This window comes from Nostoc sp., from assembly GCF_036917635.1.
In the GTDB taxonomy this organism is placed as follows: domain Bacteria; phylum Cyanobacteriota; class Cyanobacteriia; order Cyanobacteriales; family Nostocaceae; genus Nostoc.
On the sequence record NZ_JBALCW010000047.1, the window covers coordinates 66130 to 79367 of the forward strand.

The following is a 13238-nucleotide window of genomic DNA, read 5'->3' on the forward strand; positions in this document are numbered from 1 at the left end:
TACGATAATTTCAGATTAGATGTTGAAACCTTGATCCAATCTGAAACCTTAGAACTATTAGAATGGCATCGGCTCTGCCAGCACCTTGCCACCTTTGCGGCAACTAAGCTGGGGGCGACAGCTGCGCGTCATCTGAAAATACCCGATTCTCAGATCCAAAGCCAAGAGTTGTTAGAGCAAACCAAAGAAGTCTACCAACTGGAAAGCCTAACCACGGGACTGTCATTTGAGGGAATTCAAGATATTGGCGATTCCTTAGAACGGGCAGAACGCAGTGGAGTTTTGGCCGGAGATGAACTGTTAGCGATCGCCACCACCCTCGCTGGTGCCAGAAATTTGCGCCGTGTAATTGACAATCAGGAAGATTTGCCCATACTGACTCATTTGGTTGCCGATTTGCGGACTTATCCAGAATTAGAGCAAGAAATTCATCGATGTATTGATGAACGGGCCCAGGTAACTGACCGCGCGAGTCAAAAACTGGGAGAAATTCGCACAGATTTGCGGCGATTACGCACTCAGATTACTCAAAAGCTGCAAAATATCTTACAAGCAAAATCTGGAGCAGTTCAAGAACAGCTAATTACACAACGGGGCGATCGCTTTGTCATCCCCGTAAAAGCACCCCAAAAAGATGCCATCCCTGGTATTGTCCACGATACCTCTACTAGCGGTGCTACCCTGTACGTGGAACCGAATTCAGTAGTGCCTTTGGGCAACCAACTGCGGCAGATAATTAGAAAAGAGCAAGCCGAAGAAGAAGCAGTTCGCCGTGCTTTGACAGAACTTGTAGCCGCAGTCAAACCAGATTTAGAAAGGTTGTTAGCGATCGCTACCACTTTGGATCTGGCAACCGCTAGATCGCGGTATAGTTACTGGCTAGGAGCGAATCCGCCGCGATTTATCCAGCGTGAAGATAGAGAAATCATTACCTTGCGGAATTTGCGACATCCTTTGTTAGTGTGGCAGCAACAGCACGAACAAGGGCAACCAGTAGTTCCTGTAGATTTACTGATCAGTCCGCAAATTCGGGTAGTGACAATTACTGGCCCAAATACTGGCGGTAAAACTGTAACCTTAAAAACCTTGGGATTGGCAGCATTGATGGCCAAAGTGGGTTTATTTGTCCCCGCCCGTGAACCAGTAGAAATACCTTGGTTTGATAAGGTGTTGGCAGATATTGGCGATGAACAATCCTTACAGCAAAGTTTATCCACATTCTCTGGACACATCCGCCGCATTAGTCGGATTTTGGAAGCATTAGGGAATCGGGAAGTTGAGGGAGATGAGGGAGAGTCCAATGCCCCATGCCCCATGCCCAATTCTCTAGTTTTACTCGATGAAGTCGGAGCAGGAACCGATCCAGTTGAGGGTAGTGCCTTAGCGATCGCCTTGTTGCAATATCTCGCTAACCACGCCCAACTAACGATCGCCACTACTCACTTCGGGGAATTAAAAGCCCTGAAATACGAAGATGATCGGTTTGAAAATGCCTCTGTAGAATTTGACGAAACTACTCTCTCGCCTACTTACCGTCTGCTGTGGGGCATCCCCGGACGTTCTAACGCCTTAACTATTGCCCTCCGCTTAGGATTAAAACCAGAGGTGGTACAACAGGCGAAAAGCCAAGTGGGAGAGGCCACAGATGAAGTTAACCAGGTAATTGCGGGGTTAGAAGCGCAACGCCGCCGTCAGGAAACGAAAGCAGCCGAAGCCCAAAGTTTGGTGCAGCAAGCGGAACGTTTATACAAACAAGTATCCGCAAAAGCCGCAAGTTTGGAGGAAAGGGAAAGCAGTTTACGGGCTTCACAGGAAATAGCTGTCAAAGAAGCGATCGCTCAAGCAAAAGGTGAAATTGCCCAAGTGATTCGCCGTTTGCAAAAAGGTACGCCCACAGCCCAAGAGGCCCAGCAAGCAACCAATGCTTTGAATCAAATTGGCCAACTTTATCAGCCAGCAACGCCAGCAAAACCAAAAGCTGGGTTTATGCCCAAAGTAGGCGATCGCGTCCGCATTCCAAAATTGGGACAGATCGCGGATGTGATCGCCGCCCCTGATGAAGATGGCGAGTTAAGCGTTCGATTTGGGCTAATGAAGATGACTGTGAAGTTGCAAGATGTAGAATCTTTAGATGGTCAAAAAGCCGAACCAGTTGTCAAACCCAAGCCAGCCCCAGCAGCAGTAATCCGGCCACCGCAAAGTGTCCCAGAAATTCGGACTTCCCAAAACACCATCGATTTGCGTGGTAAACGGGTAGCTGATGCCGAATACATTTTAGATAAAGCCATCTCGGAAGCTACAGGCCCAGTTTGGATTATTCACGGTTACGGTACTGGCAAACTGCGACAAGGTGTTCACGCCTTTTTGCAACAGCATCCCAGAGTGAACAACTACGAACCAGCAGAACAAGCAGACGGCGGCAGTGGTGTTACCGTTGCTCACATCAAATAAAATCGCAATAAATATAACTAGTACAGCACAGCGTAAATCCAGCTACCGTATAGCATATCTTATGCTATACGGTATTTAAGAATTTAATACATTGCCATTAATAAAGAGGAGGTAATTTCCCATGTTACTTGAACTCAATCAACTAATTGTTAGAGCGGGTCATCAGTTGTTGATTAAAGATGTCTCTTGGTCGGCATACAAAGGAATTTTAGCAGAATTGGGAGACAATCGCAGTTCTCGCATAGGTTACAGTCAAAGGATGCTGGAAATAATGGCTCCATTACCAGAGCATGAAGTAGCTAAAGTTATTATTGGGGACTTGGTAAAAGTTTTATTAGAAGAACTTGATCTGGAATTTTGGAGTTTGGGTTCTACGACTTTTGATAAGGAAAGTATGGATGCTGGGGTAGAACCCGATGATTGTTTCTATATCCAAAATGAAGCTAGAATTAGGGGCAAAGATAGAATCAATTTAGAAACCGATCCGCCTCCAGATTTGGCTATTGAAATTGATATCACCTCCCGGACTCGTTTCAATAATTATCAAGATTTGAGAGTACCGGAACTGTGGCGATGGAATGGAATAAAACTGAAAATAAACGTGCTGTTTAATGGTAAATATCTAGAATCAAATATCAGTTCTATTTTCCCCACTTTTCCAATTCAGCAAGTAATTCCCGAATATTTAATGCTGAGTAAAACCAATGGCAGAAATGCAACAATAAAAGTCTTTCGTGCGTGGATAAGGCAGCAAATTAGTAGCCAGGTTTAGTTCAAATTGTTAGAATTAGCTACTCCAAAAGGTTGTGGATAGTGGTATAAAAGTATTGTTAGCTTCGGGGAATTAAAAGCCCTGAAATACGAAGATGATCGGTTTGAAAATGCCTCTGTAGAATTTGACGAAAGTACTCTCTCGCCTACTTACCGCCTGCTGTGGGGCATCCCCGGACGTTGTAACGCCTTAACTATTGCTCTACGCTTACGATTAAAGCCAGAAGTGGTACAACAGGCGAAAAGCCAAGTGGGAGAGGCCACAGATGAAGTTAACCAGGTAATTGCTGGGTTAGAAGCGCAACGCCGCCGTCAGGAAACGAAAGCAGCCGAAGCCCAAAGTTTGTTGCAGCAAGCGGAACTGGTCAAAAAGCCGAACCAGTCGTCAAACCCAAGCCAGCCCCCGCAGCAGTAACCCCGCCACCGCAAAATGTCCCAGAAATTCGGACTTCCCAAAATACCATCGATTTGCGTGGTAAACGGGTAGCTGATGCCGAATACATTTTAGATAAAGCCATCTCGGAAGCTACAAGCCCAGTCTGGATTATTCATGGGTACGGCACTGGTAAGCTACGACAAGGAGTTCACGCCTTTTTGCAACAGCATCCCAGAGTCAATAACTATGAACCAGCAGAACAAGCAGACGGCGGCAGTGGTGTTACCGTTGCTTATATAAAATAAAGTGGCAATAAATCTGAAGGCTGCTACTACCGCAGGGCAGTTATTGTATCCACCCCTACCTTAGAATAACCTTGAGCATCCCCCCAATCAACTCAGTTTATGGTCTTGAAAGGCGGGACGCAAGGAATAGGGGGAGTAATCCCACAGAATGAGATTTCTAATTTTTTAACTTTTATAAAATATCTAATGTTTAGTAATTACAAAAAGAGCGATAATTAGTGAGTGTTACGATACTTTTTTGCTAAAGCTTGATATTCCTTTTTGCTTGACAAAAGGGGTAATAGCCTCTTTGTGAAATGCGATGAGGGTTTAGGCGATAAGGAATATATTTAATAGAAAAGTATTGATTTTTAATGTAAATGTGATTTAAGCGAATTTTTTGAGAGCAGTTATACCAAAGGAGGTTGAGATGAGTCGTCTTCTTTATGAAAATTCAGTCTCATACAAAGGATATCTCATCATTCCATTTGTTTTTGGGAAGCTTGATAATTACCAGATTTATTCGTATAAATTGCTATCGGAGGTTGGACACACAAGCCAATTTCATAAAGCAGAAAATCCAGCAAAAATCTATGGAAGTAGCGTTAGTAATATCATTGATATTGCTAAAGAACATATTGATCAAAATTCAACGTTTGTTAGTAAGAGAGATAGTTTTAAGTCTCGCTACATTTACCGAAATAATTTGATCATCATTTTCCAAGAAGGAGACAAATATTTTTATGACCATTATTTACCAGACTTATTGAATAATATTGCAGCTCCAAAATTATTCAAATCCGAATATGAATGTCTGAGTTGGATTAAGCAAGGGCTTAATGGGCAACATCTGCGCCAAAGAGCTATTTGAAGAAAGCAGGAGTTAGTCCTTAAAACAAACTTATTCTGGTTTTGAAGACTAACTTCTGTACCTTAGTAAGTTAAAATATGCTATGGATTTTAACTTTGAAGAAGAACCAGCACGAACCGAAGTTATTTGCTCCACACGTTAGCAATTAAGTATTTATACTGCTGCGATCGCTATCTCAATGGAGCCTCAATTGAGTTTATCAGCCTTGGTTTTGCTCTATTGAAGTGGGATATTATAGCTGAATTCGGACGGTGAAACTGATGTTCTTTCGCTACCGCACAGGGAATGTTACTCAACGAATTGAACGAGCTATGCAAGAGTTAGACTTTCCAGTTTTAAAAAAGTTATTTAAAAAGTTGTTTAATAACTTGTTTAACAACTTCACACATTAGGCTTAGGGTGATATAAGTGGTGAATTATCAGCATCAATTGAGCCTGATAGACAGGTATAAAATAATGCTCAAAATATCTATCAAATCACTGCAAATAGCTTATTTGAGCATTAGATGAGCATTTTAGGGGAAGTAAAAGCTGAAAATGTTGATACTATAGTTAATTTTTTATTCCATGAAGAATGATTAAGTGAAACCAGTATAAACAAACATGATAAAAATGCTAGCTGAAAACTTGATGGGAATTAAGACAATATTACAAATTAATTGGGTTTGGTTAAATGCCAGCTTGCAGTTTGTTAGTTGGGGACTTTTTTCACTTTTACTCGCTGAGGTGTTGAGAGACAGCTACCATGCTTTGTGTCACCAAGTCAATTGGCTTGCTAAATGGCACAACAAGCACCATAGCGCCTATCGCCGCGATTTATCAATAGTTTCCCTGAAAGTTTACCAAGAATCCCAGCTCTATCACGACATTTTAGAATCGACTCTACTGCTAGTGGTATTGGTAGTCATTGCCTTAATTGTCCAGCAACTGGGTTTATGGCTGGGAGTAGCTTATGGTTGCACGTTCTTGTATGGCGCGTCTGTGCGATATTTCCAGGGAAAAATTGATACAGACTACAACCATCTACCCGGCCCTTTAGAGACAATACCATCCATTTGGTGGGTGAATCGGTCTTACCATTGGCGGCATCATTTTGATGATGTCAACGCTTACTACAGTGGTGTCTTTCCTGTAGTGGATAAAATTCTTGGCACAGGACTGTCTCTCAAGGGTAAAACCGTCGCTTTAACGGGTGCATCAGGAGCGTTAGGGCAAGCATTAGCGGCTGAACTTGTCAAGAATAATGCTAAAATTGTGGCCTTAACCACTAATCCCGAAAAATTAGTAGAGCAAGTTGGGGTAAAAGTGGTTCCCTGGCAGTTGGGTAATGAAGCCAATTTGAGGGATAGTTTAGAGAAAGTAGATATTTTAATTATCAACCACGGCATCAATGTCTACGCCAGCCGCACACCAGAGGCGATCAATTCCTCGTATGAGGTGAATACCTTTTCAGCATTACGGTTGATGGATATATTTGTGACAACTGTTACAGGACCACAAGCAAAAGCAACCAAAGAAATTTGGGTAAACACTTCTGAAGCTGAGGTTTCTCCAGCTTTGAGTCCGGTTTATGAACTCAGCAAGCGATCGCTTGGTGATATAGTTACTCTCAAGCGTTTGGATGGGGATTGTGTAATTCGCAAGTTAATTCTTGGCCCGTTTAAAAGTCAACTTAATCCCTACGGTGTGATGTCTGCACAGCAAGTTGCTCGTGCTATTTTATTTTTGGCTCGGCGAGACTTCCGCAATATTATTGTGGCAATAAATCCCCTTACTTATCTGCTGTTTCCCTTAAAGGAAATTAGTACGTCATTATACTATCGAGTCTTCAGCCAGACAGCGAAAAGTGAACAGGATTTACCAAAATAATAGCCGAAATTCTTATTTTCAGGTAGGGGCAATTAATCAATTGGCTCTACAGAGTGTAGTTTGCGTAGGCGTAGCCCGCCGCAGGCATCGCTCCAAACAAATACTGATTATTTAATGTTCAAGAAAGCATACTTTTATGCACTTTTCAAGTGAAAAAAGTAATTATTACTCTAACATAAAACACTGACGGAGTAAGAACGAATTGCCGGGTCTAAAGTTACAATTGTTAAATTATGTTGTAAAGCTTGAAAAATCAGCATTCTATCAAAAGGATCGCGATGTAATAATGGTAAATTCAATAGTTGAGCAATACTTTCTTCATCTAAGTTGAGACTGCTAATTAGATGCTGCTGACGCTGTTTAGGAAGGTAGATTTCAGGTGATTCTGGTAATGGTAATTTACCTAGCTGATATTTAACAGTTGCTTCCCAAACAGAAATGCAACTTAAATATACCTCGTTATTTAAATCAAGAATGCTATTTTGTAAGTGAATTGGTAATTTTTGATCGCCACTAATAAACCATAAGAAAATATGGGTATCTAATAATAGTTTCATCTACCTTCAAAACTATTCAAAATTTATTCAGGTAAGGGACTATCAAAATCATCTGGAACAATGAACTCTCCAGCACATAAACCATAAGGTCTGATTTGTTGAGAAGTGGCTGAAACTGGTTTAATTTCTGCAATAGGTTTACCTGCTTGCGTGATAATAATACTTTCTCCTACTGCTACTTGGTGAAGATAGCTAGTTAAATTTTGCTGAATTTCATCAATTGTTACGGTTAACATGAGATTTTTATCTAAGAATATTTTTAGTATATCAATTTGAAAGTTTGAAGTTATGACAATGCCTATTCAAAATTTAGCAACAGCTTTTAATGAGCAGACTCATAAAATACCGTTAATGAAAGATAAATCATGAATATCTAAATTAAACCTGAATTAAAGCAAATTATCCTAGACCATAAAATTTAGACTTAATTAAGTAACGGCAAATTCAGTATGCTGTCTGATATCGGCTGGTTGGAAGGCGAGAACAATTTGATTTTTAGGAATACCAGCGTTAACAAGTTCGTTGGCTATACCGTATTCTGTACCGTCTCTTTGAATCCAGATTTTATCATTGATAATGTCAATATGGACTAAACAACCATGCACCCGTTGATTATTTTCCCAGCCTAATGTTAGTAGTAGGTAATGGTTGGCGGTTTGGTCTATAATTAGTTGTCTTTCTAGTTCTCCGTAAGCGTAGGGGAGTTGGGCATATTCGTTTAATATTTTTTGAAGGATTTGGCGATAATTATCTAAGGTATCCATTGCATTGCATTGTATTATTTGTTAAATTTTATTAACAAATAATAGTTAATTAATCTAAATCTTGTGAAAACTTTATCAAATACAAACTTGTTAAGTTATATATTTGAAATACCACATACTTTAAATTATTACATAAATCATGAAATCTAGTTTTAAACAATTAAACTTATTTGAAGCAGAACTGACTCATACAAGTCCTGAAACAATAGTATTACCAAAAGGCTACAAAGGATTAGCTGCTTTTCATAAATATTGGGGGAAGAAACCAATTGAATCCCTAGCATTTATAATTGAAAATTTAACAAAAAAGGGTGACATAGTTTTAGATCCTTTTTTAGGCTCAGGTTTAGTAGCTCGTGAAGCAGCAATTAGGAAAAGACGGTTTATAGGTATTGATATTAATCCTATAGCAATAGAATTATCGAATTTATTAATTGCTTTACCAAGTCCAAATCTTTTAAAAGAAGCAATTCATGAATTAGAAATAAGTGTTAAATCACAAATCTATAAAACTTACTTACTAGAAGATGGAAAATTTGCGACTCACTATTTATGGAATGGAAATAAACTAAATTCAGTCTGGCATTTATCACGAAAAAGAAATGAAGGTGATAAAAGGTTACCAACTAACTCTGACTATCAACTATTGAAAGAATTTGAAGCATATCAACCTCAAATACCTCGTCCAATTAAGTTTTTTCAAAATAGCCGAATAAATACAAATGATTCTTTAACACTGAAAGATTTATTCACAGGTCGCGCATTATATAATATAGATTTACTACTTGATGCAATTCATAAACAACCAGATACAATCAAATCTGCATTATTGCTCTCATTAACATCTGCTTCAGGTCAAATGTCTAATATGGTTTTTGCAATTACAGGAAGAGGTAAAACAAAATCTCAGCCAACAAATAAAATAGAAGTTGGTAGTTGGGTTATAGGATATTGGAGACCAACACTACATTTTGAAATCAATGTTTGGAATTGTTTTATTAAACGTGCAAATAGCTTATTAAAATCCATTGAACAAGATGAATTTGAAAAAAATTATCAGGTATCTAAAAGACTAGAAGATGTTATTTATAACAAAACTGAAGTAGCGATTATTCAAGGTGATAATCGAAAAATTCTCAATAATTGCCCTGATGGAACCATTTCACTTATATTAACTGATCACTGTGGGGCAAATTAAACAAGTTGATTTTTTTATTGACAATATACCTTTTGACCTAAAAGTAACTTATTTTCCTAAAGGTTTCATGGAAAATAAAAGAAGGGCAAGACAGTTAAAAATAAAAGAAATATCTGATTTAAAAGAGGGAGCAAAAAAATTTGGTATTCCTTTTGATAAAACTCGAAACGAAAATGATCTATTAATTGATTTGATTACAGCTTTTACGGAAAGCTCAAATCAAGATATACAAGATTTTTACAATAATTTTGTTAAAATCAGAAAAGATATTATAAATGAAACAGTAGAACAACCTGATGAGCTTTTACGTTGGCTATATGAGCAACAAGGTAGTCAGAGATTTGATGCAAGTAATCGCTTATTTTTAATTGTTGTCGATACTATACTAATTCTTTAGAAGATAGTTGGAAGCTCAAAAGAGATTATACTCTGTTAAAACAGAAAATTGAGGAATATCTAAATACACGTTCTTTTAATAAAGATAAACTCTTATTAACTTGGTCATTTAATAACAATGAATACCAAAGTTATGCTGATGTTTTGTTTATACTGAAGTAACACTAAATAAATTATAAAAAAAGGGATAAGCCCAAAAGCCTATCCCCTAAAAAATCAATTAATCAATGTATCAAGTTCCACTTGTCCAAGAATTGATGTACTCAATTTGATCTGCTGTCAAGCTATCAATTTTGATTCCAATAGCTTCCAACTTCAACCGAGCAATTTCTTGATCGACTTCAACAGGAATTGAGTGCAAACCTGGTTCCAACTTTCCTTTATTCTTCACCAGGTATTCACAAGCCAAAGCTTGGTTTGCAAAACTCATATCCATAACTGCGCTTGGGTGTCCTTCAGCCGCAGCTAGGTTAATCAAGCGTCCTTGTCCAAGAACGACAACTGATTTACCATTTTTCAATTTATACTCTTCAGTGAAAGGACGAACTTCTTTAACTTCCTTCGCTTGTGCAGCCAAGTATTTCAAATCAAGTTCTAAGTCGAAGTGACCAGAGTTACAAACGATCGCACCATCTTTCATGACATCGAAGTGTTCACCACGAACGACGTGCTTGTTACCAGTCACAGTGATAAAGATATCACCTTCAGGTGCAGCTTTAGCCATTGGCAGGACGCGGAAACCATCCATTACGGCTTCAATTGCCTTGATGGGGTCGATTTCGGTGACGATGACGTTAGCACCCATGCCACGGGCGCGGAGGGCTGTACCTTTACCACACCAGCCATAACCGACGACGACAATATTTTTACCAGCCAACAAAATATTTGTGGCGCGGATAATGCCATCTAGGGTTGATTGCCCAGTACCATAGCGATTATCAAAGAAGTGCTTGGTATCAGCGTCGTTGACGTTGACTGCGGGGAAGGTGAGAACGCCTTCTCTAAACATGGCGCGTAGTCGCACGATCCCGGTGGTGGTTTCTTCGGTGCTACCAATCAAATCAGCGATTTGGTGTTGGCGTTCTTGTATCAGAGTTGCAACCACATCGCTACCGTCATCAACAATAATGTTGGGGCGATGATCTAAAGCTATTTGAACGTGGCGGTTATAAGTTTCGTTATCTTCGCCTTTTTGAGCAAAGACGGGAATTTCATGATCCAAGACGAGGCTAGCGGCTACGTCATCTTGCGTTGATAAGGGATTGCTAGCAATTAAAAGCGCATCTGCACCACCGGCTTTCAGAGCGATCGCCAAATGTGCTGTTTCTGTTGTAATGTGGGCGCAAGCTACAAGGCGTAAACCAGCGAAGGGTTTCTCGATGGCGAAGCGATCGCGGATTTGCCGCAAAACTGGCATTTCGCGTCCAGCCCATTCAATGCGCTGTCTTCCCAAGGCTGCTAGGGCGAGGTCTTTAACCTCGTGCTTTAATCGGGGAGAAGTTGCGGTCATCAAAAGTTACCTCAAAATATTAAAAAAGCTACGTAAATTTTACGCACTCTACTAGGTTATTCTACGACTGGCAATTTTTGCTTAAAATAAAGCAAACTACTAGCAATAGCCCTCAAAACTAGCTTGACGTTTGATCGGCATTATGTCAACTTCATCTCCTAGTTCTTCTTCTTTGTTTTATCTTTTCGTCAGAATCAGACTATTTTCAGCTTTGATACCGAATTTTCAGGATATTGTCATCTGTCTAAAGATATAAATAATCAAAAAATCTCAAAATTAGTTAAAGGTAAAACCTTAACTTAAGATAAGTACATCTACCCAAAGTAATTGCAGAGGATGATTAGAGAAGTCGTCAATAGTAGATTTTACTCAAGGAGGTGTATGAGTGCGATTTCAATTTTTGGCGATCGCTAGTTCAATGGCCATAGCCGTTGTCTCAGTGCCAAAAGCCACAGCCCAAATTCCTTTTTTACCGCAACTGCAAGCTCCCAGCAGTGTGAGTAATGAGTCAAATAATCGAGTTGTTTCCGGTTGGATTTATTTAGATGGTCGTCGATTATTTCAGATAGCGGCATCAAAAGCCAACTTTCCTGAGCGTTCAGAAAATATTCAAAAGAAGTTGCAAAAAATTGGTCAAAATTACTTTCACTCACCAGCAAAAACAGCAGTTAAAGTACAAGTTAGGAAAGTAAATGAATTACCAGTAATTTATGTCAATGGTCAATATTTGATGACCATCACTTCTGAGGATGCTGCACTGCGACAGGTAGATATATCGACATCGGCAAATCAAGTCGCCGAAGCCTTACAAGAAGACTTGGAACAAGCAAAGCAAGAAAGACAAACTCCATTTTTAATCGACCAAGGTAAAATTGCTGCGGGTATCGGACTGGCAATGATTATCATGAGTTTGGGGGTATATAAATGGGAGCAGCGTTCCAAAAAGGATTTAGTAGATCCCATTGCCTCCCAATCCGCCACAGACCACCTAAACTCCCCAATTTCACCAGCAGCAGCTCAACCAATTACAACACAACTGAATAAACAGCAAAAGCACCATCTTCAAGAAGTCAAAAGACGATTATTTCAGCTAAGTCAAGCTGGAATTTGGGCAAGTGGAAGCTTCTTTATTTTGGGTCTATTTCCTTATACACGAGGGTTTCAGCTAGGAATTATCACTGCCGCCCAATTTCCTTTGCGATTAGGTGTCGTGTTCCTGGGAACCTATGTAGTGATCCGTTTTACTTACGCCTTAGTTGACCGCTTTACCACCACTCTGATCATTAGTGGTGCTTTCTTAACCCCAGAAAGTTCTGAACGGCTGCAACTGCGAGTTTCCACATTTTCTGGTGTGACTAAAAGTATTGCTACTCTTATCTGGGTGGGAGTTGGAATCTTGCTAGCACTGGTGTCCTTGGGGATAGATATCGTTCCCTTGCTAGCGGGTGCGAGCTTAGTTGGTGTTGCGGTTTCTCTGGCCTCGCAAAACTTAATTAAAGATGCAATTAACGGTTTTTTGATCATTCTAGAAGACCAGTATGCTTTAGGCGATGTGATTACTGTAGGAGACGTGGGAGGCTTAGTAGAAAATCTGAATCTGCGGATGACCCAAGTGCGGGATTCAGAAGGGCGGTTGATCACGATTCCCAATGGTGAAATTAAAGTTGTTGCTAATCTTTCTAGTCGTTGGTCACGAGCCGATTTAACGGTTCCCATTGCCTACCAAGCGAATACAGAAGAGGCTTTGAAATTGATTGAAACTGTTTGCGAGATGATGAATCAAGAAATAGAATGGCAGCATAAAATTTTGGAACCGCCACAAGTTTTGGGAATAGATCAATTTGGCGATCGCGGTTTAATTATTCGTGTCTGGATTAAAACACAACCTCTGAAACAATGGGATGTAGCGCGGGAATTTCGCCGCCGCCTGAAAGTTGCTCTAGATGAAGCCGAAATTTCCATTTCTGTGCCTCAACAAGCGATTTGGGTGAATGACGATCAGGTGTTAAATTTTCACGGAAATGGGAAATCTAATTAGAAATAAAGATATTGTTAATCTGTAACTTATAAATATAGGGTGGATTACGGCAAGCTGTGATCCACCCTACGAGATTACAAAAGACTTTCAAAATTTGGCTAACGGTAAAACACCACTGTCCAGAGTTAAGATTGTTCGTGGCTTGTTTGATGA

11 protein-coding genes and 1 pseudogene are annotated in these 13238 nt (G+C 39.8%); 8 read left to right on the forward strand and 4 right to left on the reverse strand.

Going from position 1 to position 13238, the window contains the following annotated elements:
- Nucleotides 1-30: 30 nt before the first annotated feature.
- The 5 genes and pseudogenes from V7K32_RS13125 (at nucleotide 31) to V7K32_RS13145 (ending at nucleotide 6622) form a co-directional block, all read left to right on the forward strand.
- Entirely contained in the window at nucleotides 31-2451 is a 2421-nt protein-coding gene (locus V7K32_RS13125; protein WP_334993808.1) for an endonuclease MutS2, read from the forward strand.
- Nucleotides 2452-2572: 121 nt separating this feature from the next.
- The gene (locus V7K32_RS13130) at nucleotides 2573-3223 is read left to right on the forward strand and encodes a Uma2 family endonuclease (protein WP_334993810.1); all 651 of its coding nucleotides are present in this window, start codon (nucleotides 2573-2575) and stop codon (nucleotides 3221-3223) included.
- Between the two features lie 63 nt (nucleotides 3224-3286).
- Nucleotides 3287-3903 (forward strand): annotated as a pseudogene (locus V7K32_RS13135) (Smr/MutS family protein); the annotation flags it as partial.
- 409 nt (nucleotides 3904-4312) lie between these two features.
- A complete protein-coding gene (locus V7K32_RS13140; RefSeq protein WP_334993812.1) occupies nucleotides 4313-4753 on the forward strand; it encodes a hypothetical protein in 441 nt (146 codons plus the stop codon).
- Nucleotides 4754-5356: 603 nt separating this feature from the next.
- Nucleotides 5357-6622 carry a bifunctional sterol desaturase/short chain dehydrogenase gene (locus tag V7K32_RS13145; RefSeq protein WP_334993814.1) on the forward strand — a complete coding sequence of 422 codons (1266 nt, stop codon included), beginning with the start codon at nucleotides 5357-5359 and terminating at the stop codon, nucleotides 6620-6622.
- A 170-nt stretch (nucleotides 6623-6792) separates the two neighbouring features.
- Here the strand turns inward: V7K32_RS13145 and V7K32_RS13150 are convergent, their stop codons facing one another.
- From V7K32_RS13150 to V7K32_RS13160, 3 genes are all read right to left on the reverse strand, one after another.
- Entirely contained in the window at nucleotides 6793-7179 is a 387-nt protein-coding gene (locus tag V7K32_RS13150; RefSeq protein WP_334993816.1) for a type II toxin-antitoxin system VapC family toxin, read from the reverse strand.
- 23 nt (nucleotides 7180-7202) lie between these two features.
- Nucleotides 7203-7415, reverse strand: coding sequence for a type II toxin-antitoxin system Phd/YefM family antitoxin (locus V7K32_RS13155; protein WP_334993818.1), 213 nt, complete (start codon nucleotides 7413-7415; stop codon nucleotides 7203-7205).
- Between the two features lie 192 nt (nucleotides 7416-7607).
- Complete coding sequence (locus tag V7K32_RS13160) at nucleotides 7608-7943, reverse strand: XisI protein (RefSeq protein ID WP_334993820.1); 336 nt, start codon at nucleotides 7941-7943, stop codon at nucleotides 7608-7610.
- A 139-nt stretch (nucleotides 7944-8082) separates the two neighbouring features.
- Between V7K32_RS13160 and V7K32_RS13165 the strand changes: the two genes are divergently transcribed.
- Nucleotides 8083-9141, forward strand: a complete 1059-nt coding sequence (locus V7K32_RS13165; protein ID WP_334993822.1) for a DNA methyltransferase — start codon at nucleotides 8083-8085, stop codon at nucleotides 9139-9141.
- Nucleotides 9128-9538, forward strand: a complete 411-nt coding sequence (locus V7K32_RS13170; protein WP_334993824.1) for a hypothetical protein — start codon at nucleotides 9128-9130, stop codon at nucleotides 9536-9538. Before V7K32_RS13165 ends, V7K32_RS13170 begins: the two co-directional genes overlap by 14 nt.
- A gap of 231 nt (nucleotides 9539-9769) precedes the next feature.
- Here V7K32_RS13170 and ahcY read toward each other — a convergent pair whose 3' ends face one another.
- On the reverse strand, nucleotides 9770-11047 hold the full coding sequence (gene ahcY / locus V7K32_RS13175) for an adenosylhomocysteinase (protein ID WP_334993826.1): 1278 nt from the start codon (nucleotides 11045-11047) through the stop codon (nucleotides 9770-9772).
- 385 nt (nucleotides 11048-11432) lie between these two features.
- Here ahcY and V7K32_RS13180 point away from each other — a divergent pair, with 385 nt between their 5' ends.
- On the forward strand, nucleotides 11433-13085 hold the full coding sequence (locus V7K32_RS13180) for a mechanosensitive ion channel family protein (RefSeq protein WP_334993828.1): 1653 nt from the start codon (nucleotides 11433-11435) through the stop codon (nucleotides 13083-13085).
- Nucleotides 13086-13238 lie beyond the last annotated feature (153 nt).